Source organism: Enterococcus sp. 7E2_DIV0204 (assembly GCF_002140855.1).
Lineage (GTDB): Bacteria > Bacillota > Bacilli > Lactobacillales > Enterococcaceae > Enterococcus_L > Enterococcus_L lemimoniae.
The window spans coordinates 2,827,352-2,853,243 of record NZ_NGKY01000001.1 but is presented as its reverse complement, the minus strand read 5'-3'; the positions used below and the strand labels follow the sequence as shown (position 1 = coordinate 2,853,243).

Sequence of the window (25,892 nt, the reverse complement as noted above, 5' to 3'; positions counted from 1 at the left end):
TTAAGTATCAATCTATTCCTCCGTTTTTAAACCATTGAATAATAAATTCAAAATGATTGCTGTCAAACTACTCATTACGATACCATTTCCTGTAAACATCCTTACCGTTTCTGGCATTTGTTGAAATAAGGTAGGAATCATATTAAAACCAAGACCAAAACCAATTGAAATAGCAATGATCAATAAATTTTTATCATTATTATAGTCAACTTTGGATAACATTCGCATCCCTTGAACGGCAACCATCCCAAACATCACGAGCATACCGCCGCCTAACACTGACTCTGGAATGATCTGAGCAACTGCTCCAACCTTTGGCAACAGTCCTAAAGCAATTAAGAAAAATGCAGAATAATAAATTGGTCGGCGAGTTTTAATACCAGAAAGCTGAACGAGTCCAACATTTTGAGAAAAACCCGTATAAGGAAATGTGTTAAAAATTCCTCCTAAAATAACCGCTAAACCTTCTGCTCGATAGCCTTTTTTCAGCTCTTCTTCTCCTATATGCTTACCTGTGATATCTCCCAGAGCAAAATAAACGCCAGTTGATTCAACCATACTAACGATCGAAATAATGATCATCAACAAGATTGAAGAAACATCAAATGTTGGGGTTCCAAAATAAAATGGTTGTGGAAAATGAAACCATGTTGCTTGACCTACTGGCGCTAAATCAACCTGCCCTAAAACAGAAGCAAGAAGCGTACCACCAACTAATCCGACTAAAACTGCAATCGACTTGATAAATCCTCTGCCCCATACTTGAATAACAATGATCAACCCAATTGTTACAAAAGCTAGTAACAGACTTGTAGTATTTCCAAAATCAGGAGCCGCAGCTGATCCACCACCCATTTTTTCAACAGCCACTGGTATTAGCGTTAAACCAATTACAGTAATAACCGTTCCAGTTACTAATGGTGGAAATAGCTTTTTGATTTTCGAGAAAATTCCCGATACTAAAACGACAAAAATCCCAGAAGCGATGATTGAGCCATAAATTGCACCCACACCTTTATCACTACCGATCATAATCAACGGCGCTACCGCTTGTATTGCGCAGCCAAGTACTACTGGCAACCCAATCCCAAAAAATTTATTAACAGTCAGTTGGAGCAATGTAGCGATCCCACACATAAAAATATCAATCGAAATCAAGTACGTCATTTGTTCTGAGTTAAAATTCAAACCTGTTCCAATCAGCAAAGGTACCGCCACAGCGCCTGCGTACATCGCCAGCAGATGCTGCAAACCTAAAATCGCCGCTTTACCATTGTCAGTTTCATTTTGAACGATTTGTTCTTTTATTGGGTTCCCGTTACTTTCCAAATTTACGCATCCCCCTCAAGAAATTCGACTTCTCCATTTTTCAATGATGCGATACGAGCTAATGACACTACGCGCAAGCCCATTTGTTCTAATAAATCTCGTCCGTCTTGGAAAGACTTTTCAATAACGATACCAATCCCATCAACCTCAGCACCCGCTTGTTGGCACAGTTCCACCAAACCTTTTGCCGCTTGACCGTTAGCTAAAAAATCATCAATGATCAACACTTTATCATCACTTGATAGAAATTTTCTTGAAATAGAAATTTGACTTGTTACTTGTTTAGTAAACGAATAAACAGAAGACGTCAACAATTCTTCATCCATGGTTAAACTTTTTGCTTTGCGGGCAAAAATCATTGGTACTGCTAATTTTTTAGCTGCAAAAAGAGCTGGAGCAATCCCTGATGCTTCGATTGTAACAACTTTTGTAATCCCTGCCTGTGCAAATACTTCAGCAAAACGGTAACCGATCGCTTCCATTAAATCAGGATCTACTTGGTGGGTAACAAAACTATCTACTTTTAAGACGCCTTCCCCTAAAACTCGCCCATCTTCTTTAATTCGTTGTACTAATTCTTCCATTTCATCCGACTCCTTCACCAATTTTTTCTATGCAACATTTCTTATAAGCACAAAAAGACCTTTTCTGCATAAGCAAAAAAGGGTCTGAGACTCTTTTTCACTTATAGACCAACTTTTACGGTGTTGGGTAGAGACAGCCATCCATATCATGACCATATATAAGCTTTTTGTATTAGTATACAATAGTACAAAACTCTGAAAATTTCAATGAAAAATAAGATATTTTCATTGAAATTTTACAGAGCCTTATCAGAATCTGTATCATTACGATACTACTTTTTATCAATACTCGTTTTAATTATCATTCTTTTTCTCTAAATTTCTATATTTATCCATCTTATGACTAAACAGTTCGCCATTACTTGGCGGCGTATACGTAATAGCATTTGCCCCAGCTTCGATTGTCTCAGTGATAGACTCATCAGTTGGACCGCCTGTAGCAATGATCGGTAATTCTGGATATTTATTACGGAAAAATTTCACAGTCTTAGCTGTATCTTTACCAGCACTGATATTGATCATCGTTACGCCAGCTTCAATTTTTTCGTCAATTGGTGTATGTATAGATGTCACTGTACTGACCACTGGAATGTCAACCACTTCACAAACCATTTCAACGGTTTCAACAGGTGTTGGGCCATTCAATACTACACCAATCGAACCTTGCGCTTCTGCAAATAAACTCATGTACGCAGAACGTTGTCCTTGAGTCAAGCCACCACCAACACCTGAGAAAACAGGAATATCTGCAGCCTCAATAATACTTTTAGTAATGGCAGGGTGCGGGGTAAATGGATATACTGCAATCACAGCATTCGCATCCGTGTTCCGTATGATGGCAATATCTGTTGTAAAGATAATTGATTTGATTTTTTTTCCAAAAATTCGGATACCGCTTGCTTTAGCAATGACTTTTGGCACTTGCACAATATCTTGCTTTAGAGGCGTTACGATTTCTGGTACCCACTTTTCATCCACTTAATCTACTCCTTTTTACTTCGTGATTAATGATCATATTGATTTAGATCATAACTTTCGATCACATGAATCACCTTATCTGCATAGGTTGGATCCGTTGCATAACCAGCATCTTGCAATGCTTGTGCCGCTTGTTTATAGTTCTTAGCTAAAAGAACATGTTCATATAAACGGGGATTCCATGTTACACCATTAACAAATAAGCGCGTATGATCATCCATTGATTCTTCCCAAGTATCATACACTCTAAAATCACCTTGAATCACGATCCACTCTTCATTGATATACTCTCTCGTCTCAAGATTAATCTTTTTCTGATCACCATAAGCCTTGATCCCAAATAAATTATTATACTTAGAAGCTAGTGTACTTTGCCCCCAATTTGACTCTAAAATCCCTTGTCCAATGATAATACTTGGCAAAACGCCGTAAGAAGCTTGCAATTCTTTCGCATGCGGACTGATTCTGTCGATAAACTGTTCTTTTGATACTTGTCCTTGCTTTTGTGCAGTCTCTTCTTCTATGTGTGAGTTGTCCGACAATACATTAATTGAAAAGATAAACGCGACTCCAACGATCAACAAACCTGCAAAAAGCGCTGGTAAATTCGTTTTTCTTATTTTTTTCTTCTTATACCTTTGACTATTCATACATTCCCTACTTTGTTTTGTATTCGTTCCTATACTAATATTGATTGGATTAGGACAATGGCTGACTGATTATATCAGTTTTTTTCCAGACAATCAATCAACAGCTGTTGTAGTCGTAGTTGTCGATGCTTTCGTTGGTATTTCAGATGTAGTTGTCGATGCTAATACACTCGATTCAGTCGGCGCTTCACTACTATTTTGCGGTTTTTCTTTTGGTGTTGCATGACCAAAAAACACAAAGATAACAGCACCTAACACAATGATGACGGATAAAATTCCTAAAATTTGTTTCACAAAAAAACTCCCTTACTTACTTATTCACCAACGTAAGTACCCATCAAGTTTTCATTTACCCAATCAAGTAATTCGACTTTTGATCCTTCTAATTGACCTTGCAATGTGGCAGGCAATCGAAACGTAACAATATCGTCAAACCCCCATTCGCCGTATGATACTGTTACTTTCAAATCAATAAATGCCTGATTCTTTTCTTCACGGTTCGTTTTTGATGGAATCAATTCAGCCATACCTGCCCCTGATTGCAACCATTTTTTGGCGATCAACGTTTTCAAGCGTTTGTATTCTGAAACAGCGATATTTCTCTTTTCTGGACATAAGATTGTCTGACGTAATATTTTTTGTGTCAACATCCATTCATAATCAGAAAATAAGTTTTTTACTTTTTGCATTTCTTCACTGGTCAAATTGATGCGACCTTTTTTCCAATTATCCCAATTTTCTTTTGAGGTTTGGAGATAGTCCGTATAAAAGTTTTCTTCTGTTTCAAACTGTTCTATAATTGCATCGATAAGAATATCAATATACATTTGGTGCATGACTTTCGCCTCCTTCTCCTATTTTACTGAAAATATCAAAAAAATGCATCTCTTTGAATCACTTATTTCTGTATTTTTAAGAAACATTCAGTCGTTTCATCTAAATAATAAGACAATAACAGGCTTCTGTCCAAAATCTACCATCATTTTGACCTTCTAAGGTATAATGGATTTGTATGTAGTCGATTAGAAAGTCTATGCTTTTGTTTTGAAACATGCCAAGAAACACAACGAAGAAATGAGTTGAGGTTGAATGGTACAAGGTGACTGAAAGGAACGTTGCTTCCATCAGTTATTAAGATGTTGAAAAGTACAAGGTGAAGCGAAACGTTGTTACCATGTGTTATCTAGTTTCAAGAGCTAGCTCCTCGAGAAAAAGATAAAATCTGAATGAAGCAAAAAGCACCTCAGTCATTTTTTCCTATTTTCTTGTCGAAGCTGAACAAGTTCTTTCTGCTTTTATTGTTATCTAGCTGTGTGGCTAGCACTACGCTCTGCTCCGATCTCAACAATTCCTAAGAGCTAAAGCTCTAAGGATTGAAGGTCTTCGGGAAAAAGATAAAGTCTGATTGTGGCCAAAAACGCCACGCTCATATTTTCCTGTCAGAGCTAAATGAGCCCACTACGCTTTTATTTTTATCTAGCTGCGTGGCTAGCACTACGCTCTGCTCCGATCTCAACAATTCCTAAGAGCTAAAGCTCTAAGGATTGAAGGTCTTCGGGAAAAAGATAAAATATGATTGTGGCAAAAAGCGTCACCCTCATATTTCCCTATTTTCCTGTTAGAGCTAAATGAGGCCACTACGCTTTTATTGTTATCTAGCTGCGTGGCCTAGCTCTTCGGGAAAAAGATAAAATATGATTGTGGCAAAAGGCGCCACCCTCATATTTCCCTATTTTCCTGTCAGAGCTAAATGAGGCCACTACGCTTTTATATTAAGGAGGATATTTATGAACTTTTACAATTGGGGCATTATTGGCCTTGGAGAAATCGCAACGAGTTTTGTTGATCATTTTCAACAGGAAAATAGCAAGATAGCGGCAGTTGCTTCTAGAACATTGGCAAAGGCTGAAACATTTGCTAAAGAACACAATATTCCTACAGCTTATGGCTCATTTGAAGAATTATTAGCTGATAGATCGATCGATATCGTCTATATCGCTGTTCCTAATCGGCAGCATATCGATCATATTTTAAAAGCATTGTCTGCAGGCAAACATGTTCTTTGCGAAAAGGCAATCACGATGAATAGTGCGGAGTTAGCAGAGGCGATGAAATTAGCTGAAGAAAATGGGTTGATTTTAGCTGAAGCCATGACTATTTTCAACATGCCTTTATATCAAGAGCTAAGAAGCCAAATTGATTCTAAGCGCTTTGGTAAATTAAAAATGATCCAAGCTCCCTTTGGCAGCTATAAAGAGCCTGATCCAACAAACCGGTTCTTTAACCCTGATTTAGCTGGCGGTGCGCTTTTGGATATTGGTACGTATGCCGTTTCTTTTGCTCGTTGGTTCTTTACTGCTCAACCCACAGTAGTTTCATCTATTATGCAGCCATTCTCAACCGGCGTAGATGAACAATCAGCAACGATTCTTCAAAATGAAGCACAGGAAATGGCTACAGTCTCATTAAGTTTCCAAGCTAAAATGCCCAAGCAAGGAATTGTCGCTTTCGAAGAGGCTTACATTGTGATAAATGAGTATCCACGAGCAGACGAGGCCAAAATCTTTTTTAATGACGGTACAGTGGAAACAATCATATCCGGTGACAGCAACCAGGCTTTAAACTACGAAATCACAAATATGATCAAAATGATTGATGGAGAACAATCGAATCGTTCACTCTTTCTAACAAAAGATGTAATCGATCTACTTGATCAAATGCAACAAGCTTGGAATAAATAAATAAACGCCCTTTAGCTTCCTCATATTAAATGATGAAAGTTAAAGGGCATTCTTTTTTATTTTCCAATTGATCGAGACACTTTCCCGTGAAAGTTTGTCTTTGTCTTTTTCTTATTACATTTCATTTGGCGCATGCAGGCCAAGTAAACGTAAATCTTCTTTTATGATTGTCGCCATAGCATAAACTAATGCTAAGCGTGATTCTTTTTGTTCATCATCTGTTAAAATTTTGACATGAGCATAATATTTATTAAACGCTTGAGCAACTTGAATGGCATGTTTGGCAATCACTGAAGGTTCATATTTTTCAGCTGCTTGCATCACAACATCTGGGAATTTTTGCAACAACTTAACAACTTCCCAACTATCTTTATCATCTAAAGCATATGCTTTGGTTTCATCGATCGTGAAATCCGCTTTCCTAAGAATACTCATAGCACGAGCATGCGTATATTGGACATAAGGACCCGTTTCTCCTTCGAAGCGGACAACCTCTTCTAAAACAAAGTCAAAATTATTTAGACGATCATTTTTTAGATCATGGAAAATAACAGAACCAATCCCAACCTGTCTAGCCACTTCCTCACGATTTGGCAAATCAGGATTTTTCTCCATAATTTGTTTGTTCGCAAGTTCAACTGCTTCGTTTAGCACTTCTTCCAATAAAACAATTTTTCCTTTACGAGTCGATAGTTTTTTACCACCTTGTGTGATCAAGCCGAATGGAATATGATGCATATCTTGTGACCAGTCAAATCCAAGCTCTTTTAATACAGCTTTTAATTGCTTGAAGTGATTACTTTGTTCATTTCCAACGACATAAATCGATTTAGCAAAATCATAGTTACGTTTACGGTAAACAGCTGCTGCCAAATCACGTGTGATATATAGTGTAGCCCCATCAGATTTTTTGATCAAAGCAGGATTTAAATCATAGGCAGACAAATCAACGATTTCCGCTCCTTGATTTTCTTGTAATAAATGTTTTTCTTCTAGCATTGTGACAATTTCATCCATCTTATCATTATAGAAAGCTTCTCCATTGTATGAATCAAAAGAAACTTCTAACATTGAATAAATTTTATCGAATTCTTTTAGTGATTCCGTACGGAACCATTGCCATAATTCGGTTGCTTCTTCGTCGCCTTCTTCTAGTTTTTTAAACCAAGTGCGAGCTTCCTCTTCTAACTCTGGTTGTGTTTCAGCTTCTTCATGGAATTGTACGTATAAGCGTAATAATTCAGTGATGGGTGCCGTTTTAACCGCTTCTTCTGAACCCCATTTTTTGTAGCCAACAATTAATTTTCCGAATTGCGTTCCCCAATCCCCTAAATGATTGATACGGATTGGTGTATAACCAATTTTTTCAAGAATAAAGGCAATAGAATTTCCAATCACAGTCGAACGTAAGTGTCCCATAGAAATTGGTTTAGCGATATTAGGCGAGGACATATCAATTGGGACATTTCCTTTTTCACCGATTGAGCTATCACCATAATGCCCTTTATCTTTCGCAATTTGACTGATGACTGCTTGACTGACCATTTTTTTATTCATGAAAAAGTTTAAATATGGTCCTACCACTTCAATTTTTTCAAAGTCTGTTCTAGCAATTTTTTCTGCTAAATCGGCGGCAATTTGTTGAGGGACTTTGCGATACACTTTAGCCAGTGAAAAAACCGGAAAAGCAACATCTCCATGATCAACTGATTTAGGATTTTCCAATAATTGTGTAACAGCTTCTAAAGATAGATCTTCTTTTAGTACATCATAAATGGCTTTTGCTACGATTTCTTTGTTATTCATAGATATCCTCCTAATTTTAAAAAGCTAATAAAGTTTTTTTGTATGGTCTATTTTATTGTCTAATTTGATGGTGACTTTTTTCACTTCACGCACCTTGTATTGTGCATCATCGAATCACTTTGTTCTTCGTGATTTACAACAATGAGATCGAAGCGCAGCGTTGTGATTCACTAGTACAGTAACTTCTCTCACTTCGTTCGCCAAGTATTGTTCATCATCTACTCTGGCGGAGCCAGTCGTAGTCCTTCAATTCTTTGAGCTTTAGCTCTTAGAAATTGATGAGATCGAAGCGCAGCGTTGTGATTCACTAGTACGGTGACTTCTCTCACTTCGTTCGCCAAGTATTGTTCATCATCTACTCTGGCGGAGCCAGTCGTAGTGATTCACAACAAAAAGTCTCTAGTGTTAAAAAACACCAGAGACGAGATTTCCCGCGGTACCACTCTAATTGTCCGAACTTTTCTAAGACGGACCCACTTAATCTATTAACGGAAGATTGCCGTCTGCCTAGGCAGATCCTCAAAAGTGCGCTTCCTTCATTTGATTATTTTCGGCTTTCACCATCCCGAAATCGCTTTGATAATTTGTAATGAAGTACTCTCTTTTTCAACGAATCATTATTAAACTGGGTTCATTATAGCAAATATTTTTCTTTATGCCTAGTCTTGTCTATTGATTTTTAGATTTAAATCGTCATAAACGTTAAACTAGGGTCTGCATTTAGATGATAATCTGCTAAATGTCCTTTTTCTGCTTCAACAAATGCTGCGGCCCCGATCATTGCAGCATTATCTCCGCATAATCTAAGTGGTGGAACAATGAAGGTCACACCTGGGAGTTCTTTTGTCACTTCTTTGGTCAAACGCTCACGAAGCCCTTGATTTGCAGCAACGCCGCCTGCCATTACTAATTGTTTGATTGGATATTCCTTACAAGCCCGAATTGTCTTTTCTGTTAAAACATCAATCACACTTGCCTGAAAACTTGCAGCTAAATCTTTTGTGCTCAATTGTTCCTCTCGTTGCTCCGCATTATGAACTGTGTTGATAAAGGAACTTTTCAACCCGCTGAAGCTAAAATCATAATTATCTTCTTTGATCATCGCACGAGGAAAATGATACGTATCTTGACCCTGATGGGCCAACTCGTCGATTTCTTTTCCGCTAGGATAACATAGTCCTAAAACTCTGCCAACTTTATCATAGGCCTCACCAGCTGCGTCGTCTCTTGTTTCACCGACAATGTCAAAAGAACCCGTTTCTTTCATATAAACTAATTCCGTGTGGCCACCGCTGACTAATAAAGCCATTAATGGGAATTGTAGTGGTTCTACGAAATTCGCCGCATAAATATGCCCAGCCATATGATTCACTGGAATCAATGGTAAATCATGTGCCCAAGCAAATGTCTTTGCGGCTGAGATTCCGATCAATAAAGCCCCTACTAAGCCTGGTCCATAAGTGACTCCTACACCACTCAAGTCATCTGGTTCCACCTCAGCCTCGATCAAGGCCTCTTCAATGCACATCGTAATTTCTTCAACATGATGTCGACTAGCAACTTCTGGTACCACACCGCCGAAACGTTGATGACTTTTCACTTGTGAAGCGACGATATTCGATAGTATTTCTCTGCCGTCTTCAACGACCGCTACACTTGTTTCATCGCAACTACTCTCAATAGCTAAAATTAATTTTCTTTTTTTGTAAAAAAAAGTCATTGTTTCACTTCCTTAATGTTTAAACACATAACAATTCCATCCTCTTTAGGATGAGTATAATAATTTTTGCGGCAATTAATGATTTTGAATCCATTTTTTTCATATAGTTGTCGAGCATTTGTATTCGATACACGCACTTCCAAAAAAATTTGAGCAACGTCTTGTTGGATCAATTGTTGGATCAACTGGGCAATCAAACGACCACCATGCCCAAGGTGCTGAAAATTTTTGTGAATGACAACATGTGTGATCTCCACTTCATCTAAAACAAGTTGATAACTGATAAAACCGATCCACTGCCCTGCTTCACTCAACACCAAATAATCACTTGTTTGCTGCGCTAAATCTAGGCTAAATTGTTCGATTGACCAAGGCGAGCCATGTTCGTACCCAGCCTCACTAATTGACCAAATTTTTTCAGCAATTTTTCCTGTTGGTAGTGTTTTTTTTGAATAGTACATCGTTTTACACTTCTTTTAAATGCAAGATCATTTCCAATGCATCTTCTTTATTTTCAGTGTAATAAGCTGGTTTAATCGTACTTGAAGCAAAGCCAAGTTGGCGATAAACTCGTTGGGCATTTTTATTACTGATTCTAACTTCTAAAGAAATCGTCTCACAATTATTGGCCCTTGCAAACTGAATAACTTCTCTAATCAAGAAACTACCAATTCCTTTTCCTTGATTTTGAGTTAAAACTGCTACGTTTGTAATATGCGCAACTTTGTCAAAAATACGGCAACCAACAAATCCAATCGTTTTTTCGTCTTTTTGAATGAGTAAATATAAATGAGGTTCAGCTGCTTGAAGTTCCATCAAAAAAGCTGTTTTAGTCCAAGGCAGCTCACCAGCATACACTTCTCGTTCAATTGAAAGCAAATCTTTGATATCATCAAGGACGATTGCCCGCACAGAATATGATTCATTTGAAATTTCTACAGTTCTTTCGTCATAGGGACGATTTTTAAAAAAGATGCCTAAAAGGCTATGAAATAGATTAAATTTTTTCAACATAATTTTCTACCTCTGCTGTATGTTCTTTTAACCAATTTTCCTCTGCTTCCACTCTTTTTAAATAATTAGGTAAAAAGTGATGAATATCTTTTTCTGGTTCTGCTAATCTACCAAGTTCAGCAAGGGCAGCCGCATTAGGGACTTGCCATTGCGAAATAGTACAAATTTCAGCTTCTGGTAAAACAGATTCAATTTGTATCCGAAAGTTTTCGGCATCTTCTCCAACAAAGTAAACATGATCAAATTCTTTTAATCGATCCAACCACATATCCATTCCAATATGCTGATCTGCAATAATCGTCGTCAAGACGCCATCAATAAATTGATATGCACCAGTGTAAACATTGTTTCTACGAGCATCAAAAACCGGGATAATCAGTCCTTTACTTTGGACACAATTGGCTGCCAAAGCTTTCAAACTTGATATTCCGACTAGCTCTTTTTTTAACGTATATGCTAACGTCTTTGCCGTTGTCACGCCGATTCTTAAACCCGTATAAGAACCTGGACCTTGGGCTACCACAATACGGTCAATAGCACTCGGTTTTAAGCCAACATCTTCCATCAGTCTTGTGATTGCAGGCATTAACGTTAAACTATGGTTTCTTTTCACTGTGATTGTATATTGTCCTATTATTTTCTTCTCTTCACAAACAGCAACTGTCAATGTCTGATTCGAGGTATCAATTGCTAAAATTCGCACAAAAAATCCCTTTCTTTCATCATGTAGTTGGTTTATTGTAGCATATTTTCATTCCTTCGTAAAAAAAGCAGTCGCCACAACAATAAATTAGGGTATGCGACAAAAGTAACGTTCACTTTTGTTTCACACCCTACATACGAATAAACGGTGGGAGTAAACGGTCCTCTATGCTTCGAGGATCGGAGTGAAACGAGAACCGTAAAGGCACAAGCAACTCCTTCTTATTGCTATAAAACGCAATGTCTACTATACTTTGTTCCGATCTCCATAATTTTCATCACTTGATATTTGCTTCTAAATAATCGATCAAGGTTTTACTAATGTTTGTTGCTGTATCATTTTTTCTAGAATCTTCCACCATGATCATTGCGGAAAATTTATTATGACTTCGATCCATTGCCAATAGGAAACTATTTTCTTTCCCAACCGTATCTTGCTTGTCTTTGATTTCAGCTGTTCCCGTTTTAGCTGCTAGAGAAAAGTCAGGATTGTACATATTGTGGACGTAACCTGTTTCATCTTCTACACTACCAAGCAAATCCGTCACAATCGTATTTGCAGCATTTGAACTGATGGCATTTTCTTTCGTCTTGGTTTCTTTACTTAATTCGATTTTCGGATATACGAGTTTGCCTTCATTTTGGAAAACAGTATACATAGCCGCTTGTTGAATCGGGGTCACCAATAGCTGACCTTGCCCATATCCTGTATCTGCTAGTAGAATCTCCGAATTGAATTTATCTTCATTTGAGATTTGTGCTGGGTTCATTGGGATGGCCAAATCTAATTTTTCTCCGAAAATAAATTTATCGAGTCCTTTTCTAAACGTCTCTTCGCCCATCCGTAACGTTTGTTGCGCAAAATAAATATTATCAGAATTGACTAATGCTGTTCGCAAGTTTACAGGGCTTGCTTCTTTAACTCGGGTAACAAAATAATCCCCCCATGAAGCATCTTTTTGCCATTTCAACCCATTGATTTCAATTTCTTCATCTGGTTTCAAGGTACCCGCATCTAGACCAATCCCACCAGTAATTGTTTTAAATGTTGATCCTGGTGCATAACCTGTTGCAAAACGAGCCGTAAATGGTAAGTTTTCATTATTCGCATAGGCATCATAATCAACTTGAGAAATGCCATTTGCCATTTTATTTGGATCGAACGATGGTGAACTGGCCGCAGCTAATAGATCACCTTGTTGTGGATCCATGACCACAGCACTACCAGGACGATTGTTAAAAATAGTGTAGGCTTGCGACTGAACATTTTTATCAATCGCTATCTGGATTTTATCTCCATCTTTTTTAGCTACTTTTTGCAGGACGCTTCTGAATTCACCTTTGTCATCAATAATCGTGATATTACCGCCGTCTTGTCCTCGTAATTGTTTGTCATATGCTTGTTCCAATCCGACTTTCCCAATGACACCGGTACTGCTCAATGACGGGTCTTTTTCAATATCTTCTGCCGTGATTGTACCGACATAACCGACTAATTGCGCTGCTGCTTCTTTTAGCGGATAGTAACGAACCATTGCATCTTGAGACGCCGCGCCTTGGGGTAAAGTAGTTACCGGATCAAATGAGATCGCCAAAGGAACGAAAGAATCTGGTTTGACCCATTCTTGTTTAAGCTTTTGCTCGATGTCCTCTATCGATACTTTAAATTGCTCACTAAAGGCTTTGATATTATTGGTTTTCTCTTGACCTTCTCCAAGTTTACCTGGAACAATCCCCACTTGATCAAACACTTGATTGACCGCCAGCCCTTCACCGTTTCGATCAACGATTTCCCCTCTGTTCGCCGGATCAATCCCCATCGTCACTTTATCTTGTTCAGTCATTTCGGGGAAAATCAAATTAGGAGCCCAGTCTATTTCATAACGATCACTTGTTTTTTTAATCGTTGTTTTATAAGTTAGATCCTTCAAATTACCTAAAGGTGTCGTCATATCTAATTTATAAGTAAATGTAAATTGGTCCTTTTTATCTTTCGTTACTTTGACCTCTTTACTTTTAATTCCTTCTGCTTGAATCCCAGAAAAAATTGTTTGGTATTTTTCTACTAATTTGGCATTATCATAGCCACTTTCCTTGACTGATCCCTCATTTAAGAGTTCTGGAAACTTGTCAAATTCTTGCTTCGAAAAATAACTTAAAAATGTCTTAGCAGATTTTTCTGCGTTGTTTAGTTCTTGTGTTTTCTGCCAAGTGCTATAGGCAAAATAGCCCCCTGCTAAAACACCTACCGCTACAATACCACCAATTGCTAATAGTACTGGTTTGTTTGACTTTTTCTGATTTCTTCTTTCCACTTCCCAATCCCCCATGTTCTTGATTCGGTTCTTTGTACCTATTATACCTTATCTGGCAAAATCTAGGATAGAAAAATGAAGCTTTTGTCAAAATTTAAATTATCAATTCATTTCACTGTATTTCTAACTACTATTTGCAGTTTGAAGTCAGTCCTTAGTGGTATTTATCTTATGGATACTTATGGTATACTATTTTTATTAAATATTTTTTTAGCTAGCTACGTGGGCTTGGCTTTAGGGTATTGGAAAAAAGATAAATTTTGAATGAGGCAAAGAACACCTCAGTCATCATTTCCTATTTTTCTGTCAAAGCTGGGTGAGCCCATTCAGCTTTTAGTATTATCTAGCTTCATGAGCTAGCTTTTCGGAAAAAAGATAAATAATGAATGAGGCAAAAAAACGCCTCAGTCATCATTTCCTATTTTTCTGTCAAAGCTGAGCGAGCCCATTCAGCTTTTAAAATAAGGAGGAATTTCTGATGGGAATTTTTAAAGCGGCAACAAGTACGATTGGCGGCGGCTTAGCTGATCAATGGATTGAAGTTATCGAGCCTGATAATATGAGTGACACGACCGTTATGACAAAAGGTGTTTTTGTCCGTAAGAATGATAAACGTGGCGCAAATCGCAAAGGAACTGAGGATGTATTAACTGATGGTTCTGTGATTCATGTTTACCCGAATATGATGATGATCTTAGTCGATGGCGGCAAAATCATTGATTATACTGCTGAAGAAGGCTATTACACAGTTAAAAATGATTCAGCCCCATCAGCATTCAATGGTTCTTTAAAAGAAGCAATTTCAGAAACATTTGATCGTTTTAAATTTGGTGGCGTTACACCGCAAAAACAACAAGTTTTTTATATTAACTTGCAAGAAATCAAAGGAATCAAGTTTGGAACTTCTTCACCGATCAATTACTTTGATAACTTTTACAATGCAGAACTATTTTTACGTGCACACGGTAATTACTCAATCAAGATCACGGATCCTTTATTATTCTTTTCAAACGCGATTCCTAGAAACAAGAGTCAAGTTGATATCAATGACATCAATGAACAATATCTAGCAGAATTTTTGACTGCCTTACAATCAGCAATCAATAAAATGTCAGCAGATGGTGAACGTATTTCTTATGTACCTTCTAAAAGTTTAGAGCTAAGTAAGTATATGGGGCAAGTGCTAGATGATGAATGGCGTGAACTACGCGGAATGGAAATCGTTTCTGTTGCGGTTGCCAGTATTTCTTATACAGATGATTCTACAAAACTGATCAATATGCGTAACCAAGGTGCTATGCTTAGTGATGCTGAAGTTCGTGAAGGTTATGTACAAGGCGCTATGGCTCGCGGGATGGAAGCTGCTGGTAGTAATGAAGGCGGTGCTATGAATGGCTTTATGGGTGTAGGCATGGGCATGAATACAAGTGGCAATTATTTTGCCCAAGCGTCTCAAACCAATCAGCAACAGATGCAAGAAAAACAAAATCAACAAAATGCCCAAGGCTCTGAAGATACTTGGACTTGTCCGCAATGTGGAACTGAAAACAATGGGAAATTCTGTTCTAACTGTGGTACACCAAAACCAACTAATGAAAAACCAAAATTAGAAATGAAATGCAGCGAATGTAGTGAAATCGTTGATTTATCAAATGGTATTCCAAAATTCTGCCCACACTGTGGCAAACCATTCCAAGGAATTCCGCTATAAGAAAAAGTTTAGGGCTAGGCGACTGTAACCTGCCCTTTTTCTATCTATATCTGGCGTATTAGTAAGCAATTCTGTTATTTCAACACGTCAAAGAAAGGATTAGTCATGACGGATACATTTACACACAAATGCCCAAACTGTGGTGGACCACTGCTATTTAACCCAAAAGATCAAAAATTCCACTGTGAATACTGTTTAAGTGTCTATACAGAAGATGAAGTCACTGCCTATGAAACTGCACAGCGAGATGCCCATTTAGAAGCCGATACTGCTCAAGTGCCTGAACCAGAACTAACATTTTCGTCAGAATCTCAAGCAGAAGGCATGACACCTGAAGAAAAAGCAGCATTCAAAGAAGCAACTGGGACCCAAGATATGAATGAAGATACGCTAGAAGGTGCAATGGAATTATTTGATTGTCCCAGTTGCGGTGCTCAGATTGTTACAGAAGCAACAACTGCTGCTACTTATTGTTACTATTGTCACAACCCAGTTGTCTTGTCAGGACGATTAAGCGGCAAATTTCTACCTGAAAAAGTCCTGCCTTTCTCAATTGAAAAAGAGGAAGCCGTAGAAAAATTTTTAGCTTGGACAAAGAAGAAATGGTTTATCCCAAAAGACTTTTTCAATAAAGAACAAATCGATAAAATGACTGGTGTTTATTTCCCCTATTGGGTTGTCGATGCCAAGGTCAATGGTCAATTAAATGGTATGGGGACAACGATTCGCATTTGGCGTGTTGGAGACATTGAATACACGGAAACCCAGCAATTCGATGTTGAACGTCAGGGAAAGCTTTCGTTTAAAGAATTGATCAAAAATGCTCTCTCTAAAAATGTCCAACAAAAAATGGTCGAAGCCGTCCAACCTTTTTTATTAGATAAAGCAGTCGCGTTTAAAAGTCAATATTTAGCTGGATTTCAGGTGGAGAAACGAGATATTGAATACGATGCGATTCAAAACGCAATCCAAAGTGAATTAAAAGATTACTCTGAATCCCTACTAAGGGATACAGCTTCCGGCTATACCACTTTAACAAAATTACGGACAGACATTTCATTAGAAAACGAAGAAAATCACTATATGCTATTGCCGATTTGGGTAGTAACTTATCGCAGTAATGAACAGTCAAAAAAAGTCTATTATTATGCTATGAATGGTCAAACTGGTAAAGTCAGTGGCATTTTACCTGTTAGCTATAGACGGTTGGGACTCTTTACTTTTGGTGTTTTCGCTTCAATCTTAGCTCTTTTTCTAATTGGAGGTTGGTTTATATGAGGAAATATTGTTTTAGTCTGCTTGCCGCTATTTTTCTATTATTCAGCTTTACTATGAAGGCTCAAGCAGCAGATGACTCAATTGACGATCAGGCTTCACTTTTAACATCTGAAGAAGTCTTACAATTGAAAGAAGCAATTAGACCAATCGAGGCCAAGACAAAAGCACGTATCTTTATTGTGACAAATACTGACAATGATCTTGACTCAACGAGATTTGCGGATTATTACATGCTCGATCGAATTGGTAAAAATCAAAACGGGGTCACTTTTTACATTGATATGAACCAACGAAAGTTCATTATTTCTACATCAGGAAATATGATCGATTACTTGGATGACAAAAGGATCGAGAATACACTGGATGATATAGAACCAAGCATGAAAAACGGAAATTATTTTCAAGCAGCTCAAAGCTTTCTAGAAAATACAAGTGATTATTTTGATCAAGGGGTTCCAGGAGGACATTATCGAGTGGATACTGAAACCGGGAAAATTACTCGTTATAAAGCCTTGACTACAACTGAAATGATCATTTCCTTCGTTGCAGCGATTGTTTTAAGTGGTATTTTCTTTGCTGTCAGTATTTCAAAATATCAATTAAAATTTGGTACCTATAAATACCCTTTCAGAGAGAAATCCAGTCTTGATCTGACTCGCAGAAATGATACGTTGATCAATTCTTTCGTTACGACTCGGCGGATTCCTAGAAATAATTCTAATGGCGGCTCTGGCGGCGGTGGAAGCAGCACTCATTCAACTGGCGGTGGAACATTTGGCGGCGGCGGTCGTAGTTTTTAAAAAATCCCTTGTTAAAGTGCTTTAATACACTCTTTGACAAGGGATTTTTTTCAACTCAGAATATCTAATAACTATTTGGTAAACTCAATCATACTATTATCTTCTTTTGCCTGTGGATTAAATCCTACAGTAATAAAGGTGCCTGTTCCCTATCCATTTCGATTAAAAATAAGATTATTCTCTGGTGAATGTAGCAAAATACCACGTATTTAAATCGTTCATTCACTCCCCTGCCTCCTCTAAACATCGTAAACCATAAAACAAACGTATAGAATCCCCAGAAACAAACGAACCCTTTTCTTATACTAAATAAGGCGAAACCCCAAATGGCATCTTGTTATTTAGCAAGATACAAGGTAGTATATAGACAAGTAACCCGAACAAAATAAGTTAACTTCCATTGAGATTGGGTCTTCGATAACGATTATTTTATAAAGCGAGGAAATAATAAATGAAAAAAATACTAAGTTTAGGCGTTTTAACGGTATGCGGATTAACATTAGCTGCTTGTAATGGAGCTAATGATTCTGCGGATAACAAAAAAAATGAAAGCACCTCAGCTTCTCAAACAAAAGCTGAAGATGTTTATTTTAAAGATGATACGTTAAAAATCGAAATGGCTACATTAAAAATTCTTTCTACGGAAGTGTTGCCTGCAGACGAAAGCTTATTTAGAGAAAAACCACAATTAGCCATTACCTATGAAGTAACCAATGATAGTAAGGAGCCAATTTCAGCCTCCACCGTTTGGATTGCTTGTATGGGCTTGACGCAAGAAGGATCAGACACCATCAATAAATTGAATGTCGGCATGACACCTCAAGATGAAAAATTTGCGGAGTATACGGAACATCAATTAGACGATATCAAACCTGGCGGTACAGCTAAAGCCATTATCTCATATGATTTAGATGACACAGAAACTCCTGTTATTTTGAAAGCAAATCAAGGAATGGCTGGAAAAGAACTTGGCGAAAAAACAATCAACTTAAAATAGACTTCGCCGTTTACTCAAATTTAGGGTGTAGGATAAAAGTGTTCTTTACTTTTGTCCTACACCCTTTTCATGTCCAAAAAACAAAACTCAACTATCACTCAAAAATGGTTTCATGCGCAAAAATGTATTTACTTCTCGAATGAATTGATTGATTTGTGGTACTAATCTTTTGAAATGCTCAGATTCAATATGAGTGTTTAAAGCAGCTTCATCCGGCCATTCTTCAATGAAAATAAAATGACCGGGATCAGTTTGATCAATGAATAAATCATAAGCAATACATTGAGGTTCTTGTTTCGTTTTCTCTACTAATTCTTGGTATAACGGTGTCACTTTTGAAATATACTCTACTTTGATATAATCTTCCGTAATTAATTTTAACATTCGCTTTCCCACCTACTTATTGAATAATGATTTTTAGATAAAATAAAAGATCACTATAAGCTAGTGATCTTTTATTCGGGTGTTCCTATCAAAGCAATATAGCTATCTATGTTAACGATGCGCATATGTTTTACATCAAATTGCCCTCTACTATTATAGTTTCCTTTTACCTCGATTTCATATTGGTGCATCGGTAACGACAGCACATACTTGGCAAATGGTTTGTTTCTGATTACACAATTAATACAAACATCATTTTCCCAAATTAGCATTCCCGTAATAGCATATGGCTTTTCTTTAAACACCTTGATATGGGTTAGTAATCCTATGTGAGTATCCATAGCTTTATGATACACGAAATATTTTCAATGTCCAGTCTCTTGTTTATGAAATTGAAATAGCACGTTTTTTCTGGTTTGTTATACTTGATTTAAAGTTTTTTTCAATACTGGCGTTTACTATTTTAAGCAAAATAAAAAAGGCCTAGCAGCCTTGATTGGTTAAAACTATTTCAATCAGACACATGGCGGCACCTACTTAGTGCTGCTTCCTTCCGGATCTGACACGCTTCGTAAGCCCACCATTGTCCTAGCCTTTCGGCAAGATTTAGTATACCGTATTTTTTGATTCTTGGCTAGTCTTTCTTTTGATTTTTTAAAAGTTTCTTTTGTTCCCGCAATTTTCTAAAAAAACTTGAGAGTAAGTCTCCACATTCTTGCTCTAAAATCCCAGATTCTACATAAGCAACATGATTGAATCGCTCATCGGATAATAAATTCATTAAGGTTCCAGCAGTCCCACCTTTGGGATCGTTAGCCCCATAGTAAACTTCAGCCACTCTAGAAAGAATCATAGCACCACTGCACATTGGACAAGGTTCTAGCGTAACAAATAATTGAGCTCTTTCTAAGCGCCAGTTTTTAATTGCGGCGCAAGCTTGCTTGATAGCATACATTTCAGCATGAGCAGTAGCATCTTGGCTTTCTTCCCTAAGATTATGCCCCCGACCGATGATTTGTCCATCTAAAACAACGATCGCCCCAATAGGAACTTCTTTGATTGCTTCCGCTTTCTTCGCTTCTTTGATTGCTTCTAACATAAATATTTCTTTTTCTTCTATCGTCAAAGTGGTCGTTTTTTCATTCAAGCAATTTCCACCTTTCATCCTTTATACTTTTATCTTATTCATGGTACAATAAACTAGTGAGGTGTGTCTATGACTATTAAAGAATTAATTGAACTATATCCTTTCGGAAAAATCCAAGAAACAAAAGCAACCAACGAAAACATTTCATTTCCTGTAGATGGAAAATATTTTGTACTCCCTAAAGATTCATTACAAGAAACAGAAATTCGCCTATTAAAAAAGCTTTTCCCAGTAAAAGATTCCTTTGTGGATCCAAAAAAACATCCTTGGTATGACTATCTTTTTAATCAAGGCTCTCTTAACCTTGTAGGGAATTTCCGAGTGATCCACATACAGCTCAAAAAGCCCAAAGCTTTCTTACAAGCAGAATGGGAAAATAGTATTACCGAAATCTTTCCTAATCTTGTAGACTTCTTTTTTACTAGCGAGAATGATGGCGCTTTAATTGAGAAATATGCTAAAAATCATTATACTTTAGAAGAACTCCAAAGTATCTTTTTAACCTTAGATGCTGATTTTGATTCTTCGACGACCGCCTTTATAGGAAATTTTTTCTCGGCTCATGAACCATTCCCTACATTATTTGAAGAAGAGCAACAGATCTTTAAAAAAGAAACAGAATATCTTCGTGGAAAAACGACTTTTGCTTTACCAGATGTGGCTTTACATTATTTTACCCAAGAAGCAATGAAACAAAGTAACATTATCCAAACATTTAACAAGCAGTTGGTTTTGACCAATGAGATTCAACAGCTTATCCTTTCACTTTGGCGCAATCAAGGAAATATCAGCTCTACTGCCAAAGATCTATATATGCATCGCAATACACTTCATTATCGTTTAGAAAAGTTTTATGAGCAAACAGGTCTCTCTTTAAAGAAAATGGACGATCTTGTGTTCTGTTATTTATTAATTACAAAACAAGAAAAATAAGCTAGTTAAACCAAAAGGGTGTGGGACAAAAGCAAAAAACACTTTTGTTTCACACCCTAAATACGGATAAACGGCGGGAGCAGAAGCAATCCCTTCGGAAATAAGCCGAAATTCACAAAAATTTGGAGAGCAATTTTCATGAATTACTTCTTATTTCTCGGGATTAAACACTTCTGTCCCAGCCTCTTTTTTAATGTCATCATACCTAAATCACGTTTTTCTTTTATATCATTTCTTCAACGAAACTAACTAAACGATCCTTTAAATTCTCTGTATTGTCTTTAAGAGATTCTCCGTAAGAAGAGATTTTTTTTCTGCCGTCTTTGACTTTACCTAAAACATTCATCATAGAATCAAGCTCATCATCAGATAAATCATCTACAATCCCTAGCAATTTTTCATTGCCGCCAAATTTATCATTCACAAATTTTTTCGCTTTACAACGATTTGTTACATGATATACTTTTTTGACGATTTTCTCAGAAGCAATCACTGCTACTGATACGCTTGCTACTGCAGCAATACTTAAACCAATACTTATTTTTGTTGATGTTTTCATGCTTTTCAGCTCCTTCTTACTATCTATTCTTATGATAACACACTCTTAAAAATTGAGGTAATAAAACAAAATACTAATTGTTTTTTAATCGCGGCGATTATTTCCGCCAAATAAAATAATCAAACGAAGTAATTGTAAAAATGTTGCTAGTGCTGCAGCGACATAAGTCAAGGCAGCAGCAAATAATACTTTTCTAGCCATCGGTACTTCTTCTTCTGTCAAAATATTTCCATCTGATAGAATTTTTAAGGCCCTACGTGAGGCATTGAATTCTACTGGTAGTGTAACCAACTGGAAAAGCAAAGCCAATGAAAAAGCCAGTATTCCGATATTGATCAATGTTTGATTCCAGCTAAACAACACACCAACTAAGATAATTGGAAATGACAAAGCAGAACCAAAGTTCGCGACAGGTACGATTGCTGCACGAATTTTTAACGGACTATAGCCTGTATGATCCTGCACCGCATGCCCACATTCATGAGCGGCAACCCCAATCGCTGCAACAGATGTTGATTGTGCCGTTGCTTCAGATAAACTTAACAGTTTAGTGTTGGAATTATAATTATCGGTTAAGTCTCCAGCTATTTGTTGAACCCCAACATTGTTGATTTGTTCCTTTTCTAAAATAAATTGTGCTGCTTTAGTTCCGGTTATATTATTTCTACTTTGAACTTTATCATATTTTTTAAACGTACTATTTACGTAAGCTGATGCAGCCATTGAAATTAACAATCCCACAATCACCAAAATATATGTTGGATCAAATATTGCGTAAAAAGGCATCATTTTTATTCCCCCTTATTCTTTTCTATATTGTATCATGAGATTCTAAAAAAAGTGTAACTATAACTTGACGAAATTATGAACTCTAAGATTCAATCTCTAACAAAACTGTCACATTAATTTAAGACAATTCAATGGCATCCTCCTCTAAAAAAGGGCATACTAGGGAAGAGGTGACTATAATGAAAAAATTACTATTATTTATCCTACCATTCATTGTTTTAACTGCTGGTGTCTGGTTTGGTTATAATTATTATTTTGGTGGAAAAGATTACTATACTCGTGTTGGTACACCAACAGAAATAAAATCAGGGAAATTTGATACTGGTGAAAAATATACAGAATATAATTATACGCAAACCGCATTTGATAAAAAAGGTGAAAAAAGCGTTCAAACTATGAGAGAAATTAGAGATCAACCATTACGAATCAATGCGTATTTAAAGTTAAAAGTCAATCCTAGAAAAGGTGTACTCAGCTGGGAAGAAGTATCTGAATCAACCGTACCTGAAAAAGCCCTTAAACAACTGACTAACTAAACTTAAAAAGCCCTTCATCGATTTTGATGAAAGGCTTTTTTATTACAATTGGTTACTGATTTTTTCAATATTTTTCAAAACAATCGATACTGTACCATCTGGATTATTAACAAATTCAATTAAATCCCCATTTCGATATACTTCAAGTGGAACAATTAGTTCGATCCCATTGCTCATTTTCAGTTTTTGCTTACCAAATTTTTTCTCTGAAATTTCTCTTGCTTCACGAATAGGGGGTGTTTTGTCGACAAATTTTGATTCATTGACTTCATCTTGATACGCCATCCGTGCAGAAATATTCTCTTTGAAAACTAACTCTGCTACTTGCTCATTGTCAATCGTTCCTGTTTCTTCAATACTTTCATAAACAGCTTCTTTTACAGAAGCGATCAATTCAAACTCATCCTCGTTGAATTTTTTTCCGATTCGTTTTACTGCTTTTTTTATTTCCTTCATATTTTCTTCTATAGAAGGTGCCGGTTGCGATTCAATAACTTTTTCCGAGAAGTACCAAACTTTTTCACCAGAAAATTCATAACGTTTCTCTAGTAGCTCATAGGCTAAAGTATCAAGATTAACGGTCATCCCCTCATCTGGTTTTTGCGATTTTGAAGGTAAAATCGCTCGATTGATAATTAATTTATTGTAGACCGCTTCATCTTCGTAGTCCACATAATGAGTGTAGCTTTCTTTATAATTTAGTTTGATCATTCCTAAGTGCATCACAGTATCTAACTCATATAAAATGAACAGGACATCCGCACTTGGTGCATCCTCACTACCAGAATAAACATCATACCAATGCTGAGCTAATTGCTGACTTTTTTGAACAAAGTCATTTGGAATTCCTCGCATTTTATCAACAAACCCGCTCTTCTCTGCCAAGATCCCAGTTTTTGTTTGAGCCGTTGAAAGTTTTGTTATTTTACTTGTTAAATAAACCCGAATGTATTCAGTCGTTAAATCTAATTCCTTTGCTGAAAACACCGGAGTTCCCGTTTCACGATCAATAATGTGTAAAATAGCACTTTTTAAATAAATATCCATAGTCATTCTCCCTTTTCTTAAGCCCTATTTAGTCTACCCGAAAGAACCAAAAAAGCCAACTATTTTTATTAGAAAAGCGGAACACGTTTGCTCAGATCCTGAGTGATATAAGAGAAATAATTTTAACAGGGTGCTTTCCCTTGTGAATTCTTTTTCGTTATCTCTGAAGGATCTAATGTGTATAGCTGGATCAAGAAAAGCGGAATGAGCTTGTTCAGCTCTGACAGAAAAATAGGGAATCTTCTTTGTGATTCTTTTTATCACGAATAAGATTCATCTTAAAAAAAGCAAGACAACAACTTCTTGTCTTGCTTTAGCAAATCATAGAACAATTTTATCTAAAACTATTCATTTAGTTTTCTTCAACAAATAATTTCCCAGTCGCTTCGTCAACAGGATCTATTTTGTTGAAAATGCCTTTCGTTCTAAAAATGTAAGTTAAAATGAATGGAACAACTACAGCAATCAGCATGGCTCCTAAAAATGGCACGTAGTATTGTGGAACAATCGATAAGATACCCGGCAAGCCGCCAACACCGATGCTGATTGCTTTAACATCAAACAGTGTAGAAAACAGCCCGGCGCAAGCAGATCCGATCATTCCAGCCACAAATGGATAAATATACTTCAAATTTATCCCGAACATTGCGGGCTCAGTAACACCTAAATAACATGAAATCATTGCAGGAATCGAAACTTGTTCCTCTTCCTTATTCCCTCTATGCATAAAGACAACAGCCAATACGGCAGAACCTTGGGCAATATTCGATAATGCGATCATTGGCCACAAATTTGTTGATTGAAAATCAGCAATCAATTGTAAATCGATTGCATTCGTCATATGATGCAACCCTGTAATAACCAACGGCGCATACATGAAACCAAAGACTGCACCAAACAACCAATTAAGCGAAGAGGTTAAACCTGCATTAACGATATCTGAAATCCAACTGCCGATCGTCCAACCAATTGGGCCTAAAATCACATGTGCTGCAATGACGGTTGGAACTAAGGCAAAGAGTGGGACAAAAATCATTGAAACGGCTTGGGGAATAACTTTTCTGAAAAATATTTCTAAATAGGCTAGTAAAAATCCAGCTAACATCGCTGGGATAACTTGTGCTTGATACCCAATCATATTTACTTGAGCAAACCCAAAATCCCAAAATGGAATATCAGCGGCGGCTGTACTTGCTACAGAATAAGCATTTAATAATTGCGGTGATACCAACGTAATCCCTAAAACAATCCCCAGAATTTGAGTGGTTCCCATTTTTTTAGTAATACTCCAAGTAATACCCACTGGCAAGAATTGGAAAATGGCTTCACCAATCAACCATAAAAATGAGTTCACTCCATTCCAAAATTGTGAAACTTCAACAATCTTCTGACCATCCAAAAAGCCAAATGGAATCCCTTCCAATACATTTCTAAATCCAAGAATCAATCCACCAATAACCAAAGCCGGAATCAGCGGTGTAAAAATTTCAGCTAAAACAGAAATCGCTCGTTGGACGGGATTAAGATTTTGTTTGGCTGCCGCTTTCCCCTGCTCTTTGGAAACGCCTTCAAGTCCTGAAATAGCAGAAAACTCATTATAAAACTGAGGGACTTCGTTACCAATAATAACTTGAAACTGTCCAGCATTTGTGAACGTACCTTTTACAGATGGAATTTTTTCGATCGCTGTCGTATCCGCTTTACTAGGATCATTAAGCACAAAACGCATCCGTGTTGCACAGTGTGAAACCGCAGCAATATTTTCCTTGCCCCCTACATCCTCTAACAGTTTTTTTGCATCTTCTTGAAACTTACCCATTTCCTTTGCTCCTCTCGTGTAACTTGTATATACAATTAATCTGTATTTGTATA

The 25,892-nt window shown here is 37.0% G+C and carries 26 protein-coding genes, 1 other RNA gene, 1 riboswitch and 1 other annotated feature; of the genes, 7 read left to right on the top strand and 20 right to left on the bottom strand.

Annotated features, from left to right (window positions below; all coding sequences use genetic code 11):
* Window positions 1-12 precede the first annotated feature (12 nt).
* The 6 genes from A5819_RS13245 to A5819_RS13220 form a co-directional block, all read right to left on the bottom strand.
* Complete coding sequence (locus A5819_RS13245) at window positions 13-1,329, bottom strand: nucleobase:cation symporter-2 family protein (RefSeq protein ID WP_303393678.1); 1,317 nt, start codon at window positions 1,327-1,329, stop codon at window positions 13-15.
* Between the two features lie 2 nt (window positions 1,330-1,331).
* Window positions 1,332-1,913 (bottom strand): xanthine phosphoribosyltransferase, encoded by a 582-nt coding sequence (locus tag A5819_RS13240; protein WP_086279231.1) that lies wholly within the window; start codon window positions 1,911-1,913, stop codon window positions 1,332-1,334.
* A gap of 84 nt (window positions 1,914-1,997) precedes the next feature.
* A riboswitch (purine riboswitch) is annotated at window positions 1,998-2,095 on the bottom strand.
* Between the two features lie 112 nt (window positions 2,096-2,207).
* Window positions 2,208-2,891 (bottom strand): hydrolase, encoded by a 684-nt coding sequence (locus A5819_RS13235; RefSeq protein ID WP_086279230.1) that lies wholly within the window; start codon window positions 2,889-2,891, stop codon window positions 2,208-2,210.
* Window positions 2,892-2,917: 26 nt separating this feature from the next.
* Window positions 2,918-3,541, bottom strand: coding sequence for a glycoside hydrolase family 73 protein (locus tag A5819_RS13230; RefSeq protein WP_086279229.1), 624 nt, complete (start codon window positions 3,539-3,541; stop codon window positions 2,918-2,920).
* A 93-nt stretch (window positions 3,542-3,634) separates the two neighbouring features.
* The gene (locus A5819_RS13225; protein WP_086279228.1) at window positions 3,635-3,835 is read right to left on the bottom strand and encodes a hypothetical protein; all 201 of its coding nucleotides are present in this window, start codon (window positions 3,833-3,835) and stop codon (window positions 3,635-3,637) included.
* Between the two features lie 20 nt (window positions 3,836-3,855).
* Entirely contained in the window at window positions 3,856-4,377 is a 522-nt protein-coding gene (locus A5819_RS13220; protein ID WP_086279227.1) for a hypothetical protein, read from the bottom strand.
* A 951-nt stretch (window positions 4,378-5,328) separates the two neighbouring features.
* On the opposite strand from A5819_RS13220, the gene A5819_RS13215 reads away from it, so the two are divergent.
* Window positions 5,329-6,282 carry a Gfo/Idh/MocA family protein gene (locus A5819_RS13215; protein WP_086279226.1) on the top strand — a complete coding sequence of 318 codons (954 nt, stop codon included), beginning with the start codon at window positions 5,329-5,331 and terminating at the stop codon, window positions 6,280-6,282.
* 114 nt (window positions 6,283-6,396) lie between these two features.
* Here A5819_RS13215 and argS read toward each other — a convergent pair whose 3' ends face one another.
* The 6 genes from argS to A5819_RS13185 all read right to left on the bottom strand — a co-directional run bounded on the left by argS (window position 6,397) and on the right by A5819_RS13185 (window position 13,854).
* Window positions 6,397-8,088: an arginine--tRNA ligase gene (gene argS / locus A5819_RS13210; protein ID WP_086279225.1), complete on the bottom strand. Its 1,692-nt coding sequence runs from the start codon at window positions 8,086-8,088 to the stop codon at window positions 6,397-6,399.
* A 414-nt stretch (window positions 8,089-8,502) separates the two neighbouring features.
* Window positions 8,503-8,707 (bottom strand) — a binding site (T-box leader).
* A gap of 66 nt (window positions 8,708-8,773) precedes the next feature.
* Window positions 8,774-9,808 carry a tRNA (adenosine(37)-N6)-threonylcarbamoyltransferase complex transferase subunit TsaD gene (gene tsaD / locus A5819_RS13205; protein ID WP_086279224.1) on the bottom strand — a complete coding sequence of 345 codons (1,035 nt, stop codon included), beginning with the start codon at window positions 9,806-9,808 and terminating at the stop codon, window positions 8,774-8,776.
* Window positions 9,805-10,269: a ribosomal protein S18-alanine N-acetyltransferase gene (gene rimI / locus A5819_RS13200; RefSeq protein WP_086279223.1), complete on the bottom strand. Its 465-nt coding sequence runs from the start codon at window positions 10,267-10,269 to the stop codon at window positions 9,805-9,807. Before rimI (A5819_RS13200) ends, tsaD begins: the two co-directional genes overlap by 4 nt.
* 4 nt (window positions 10,270-10,273) lie before the next feature.
* The gene (gene rimI, locus A5819_RS13195) at window positions 10,274-10,822 is read right to left on the bottom strand and encodes a ribosomal protein S18-alanine N-acetyltransferase (RefSeq protein ID WP_086279222.1); all 549 of its coding nucleotides are present in this window, start codon (window positions 10,820-10,822) and stop codon (window positions 10,274-10,276) included.
* The gene (gene tsaB, locus A5819_RS13190; RefSeq protein ID WP_086279221.1) at window positions 10,806-11,525 is read right to left on the bottom strand and encodes a tRNA (adenosine(37)-N6)-threonylcarbamoyltransferase complex dimerization subunit type 1 TsaB; all 720 of its coding nucleotides are present in this window, start codon (window positions 11,523-11,525) and stop codon (window positions 10,806-10,808) included. The genes rimI (A5819_RS13195) and tsaB overlap by 17 nt, the downstream gene beginning before the upstream one ends.
* A 277-nt stretch (window positions 11,526-11,802) precedes the next feature.
* The gene (locus A5819_RS13185) at window positions 11,803-13,854 is read right to left on the bottom strand and encodes a penicillin-binding transpeptidase domain-containing protein (protein WP_176271425.1); all 2,052 of its coding nucleotides are present in this window, start codon (window positions 13,852-13,854) and stop codon (window positions 11,803-11,805) included.
* A gap of 463 nt (window positions 13,855-14,317) precedes the next feature.
* On the opposite strand from A5819_RS13185, the gene A5819_RS13180 reads away from it, so the two are divergent.
* The 4 genes from A5819_RS13180 (at window position 14,318) to A5819_RS13165 (ending at window position 18,625) form a co-directional block, all read left to right on the top strand.
* Window positions 14,318-15,550: an SPFH domain-containing protein gene (locus tag A5819_RS13180; RefSeq protein WP_086279219.1), complete on the top strand. Its 1,233-nt coding sequence runs from the start codon at window positions 14,318-14,320 to the stop codon at window positions 15,548-15,550.
* Between the two features lie 105 nt (window positions 15,551-15,655).
* Window positions 15,656-16,828 carry an ATP-binding protein gene (locus A5819_RS13175; RefSeq protein ID WP_086279218.1) on the top strand — a complete coding sequence of 391 codons (1,173 nt, stop codon included), beginning with the start codon at window positions 15,656-15,658 and terminating at the stop codon, window positions 16,826-16,828.
* 53 nt (window positions 16,829-16,881) lie between these two features.
* Window positions 16,882-17,628 carry a TPM domain-containing protein gene (locus A5819_RS13170; RefSeq protein ID WP_254907314.1) on the top strand — a complete coding sequence of 249 codons (747 nt, stop codon included), beginning with the start codon at window positions 16,882-16,884 and terminating at the stop codon, window positions 17,626-17,628.
* Between the two features lie 451 nt (window positions 17,629-18,079).
* Window positions 18,080-18,625, top strand: a complete 546-nt coding sequence (locus A5819_RS13165) for a DUF5067 domain-containing protein (RefSeq protein WP_086279216.1) — start codon at window positions 18,080-18,082, stop codon at window positions 18,623-18,625.
* 87 nt (window positions 18,626-18,712) lie between these two features.
* Here A5819_RS13165 and A5819_RS13160 read toward each other — a convergent pair whose 3' ends face one another.
* The 4 genes from A5819_RS13160 to tadA all read right to left on the bottom strand — a co-directional run bounded on the left by A5819_RS13160 (window position 18,713) and on the right by tadA (window position 20,156).
* Window positions 18,713-19,009 (bottom strand): putative quinol monooxygenase, encoded by a 297-nt coding sequence (locus tag A5819_RS13160; protein ID WP_086279215.1) that lies wholly within the window; start codon window positions 19,007-19,009, stop codon window positions 18,713-18,715.
* Between the two features lie 71 nt (window positions 19,010-19,080).
* The gene (locus tag A5819_RS13155; protein ID WP_254907274.1) at window positions 19,081-19,365 is read right to left on the bottom strand and encodes a hypothetical protein; all 285 of its coding nucleotides are present in this window, start codon (window positions 19,363-19,365) and stop codon (window positions 19,081-19,083) included.
* A gap of 153 nt (window positions 19,366-19,518) precedes the next feature.
* Window positions 19,519-19,603: signal recognition particle sRNA small type (gene ffs / locus A5819_RS13150), an RNA gene on the bottom strand.
* Between the two features lie 40 nt (window positions 19,604-19,643).
* The gene (gene tadA, locus A5819_RS13145) at window positions 19,644-20,156 is read right to left on the bottom strand and encodes a tRNA adenosine(34) deaminase TadA (RefSeq protein ID WP_086279214.1); all 513 of its coding nucleotides are present in this window, start codon (window positions 20,154-20,156) and stop codon (window positions 19,644-19,646) included.
* Window positions 20,157-20,225: 69 nt separating this feature from the next.
* Here tadA and A5819_RS13140 point away from each other — a divergent pair, with 69 nt between their 5' ends.
* Window positions 20,226-21,089, top strand: a complete 864-nt coding sequence (locus A5819_RS13140) for a helix-turn-helix domain-containing protein (RefSeq protein WP_086279213.1) — start codon at window positions 20,226-20,228, stop codon at window positions 21,087-21,089.
* Between the two features lie 223 nt (window positions 21,090-21,312).
* On the opposite strand, the gene A5819_RS13135 is transcribed toward A5819_RS13140, so the two are convergent.
* Window positions 21,313-21,648 (bottom strand): hypothetical protein, encoded by a 336-nt coding sequence (locus A5819_RS13135; protein ID WP_086279212.1) that lies wholly within the window; start codon window positions 21,646-21,648, stop codon window positions 21,313-21,315.
* 84 nt (window positions 21,649-21,732) lie between these two features.
* Entirely contained in the window at window positions 21,733-22,437 is a 705-nt protein-coding gene (locus A5819_RS13130) for a zinc metallopeptidase (RefSeq protein ID WP_086279211.1), read from the bottom strand.
* Between the two features lie 179 nt (window positions 22,438-22,616).
* Here A5819_RS13130 and A5819_RS13125 point away from each other — a divergent pair, with 179 nt between their 5' ends.
* Complete coding sequence (locus A5819_RS13125) at window positions 22,617-22,973, top strand: YxeA family protein (protein ID WP_086279210.1); 357 nt, start codon at window positions 22,617-22,619, stop codon at window positions 22,971-22,973.
* A 42-nt stretch (window positions 22,974-23,015) separates the two neighbouring features.
* Here A5819_RS13125 and A5819_RS13120 read toward each other — a convergent pair whose 3' ends face one another.
* Window positions 23,016-24,020 carry a nucleoid-associated protein gene (locus tag A5819_RS13120; RefSeq protein ID WP_086279209.1) on the bottom strand — a complete coding sequence of 335 codons (1,005 nt, stop codon included), beginning with the start codon at window positions 24,018-24,020 and terminating at the stop codon, window positions 23,016-23,018.
* A gap of 352 nt (window positions 24,021-24,372) precedes the next feature.
* Window positions 24,373-25,839 (bottom strand): PTS system trehalose-specific EIIBC component, encoded by a 1,467-nt coding sequence (gene treP, locus A5819_RS13115; protein ID WP_086279208.1) that lies wholly within the window; start codon window positions 25,837-25,839, stop codon window positions 24,373-24,375.
* Between the last annotated feature and the right edge of the window lie 53 nt (window positions 25,840-25,892).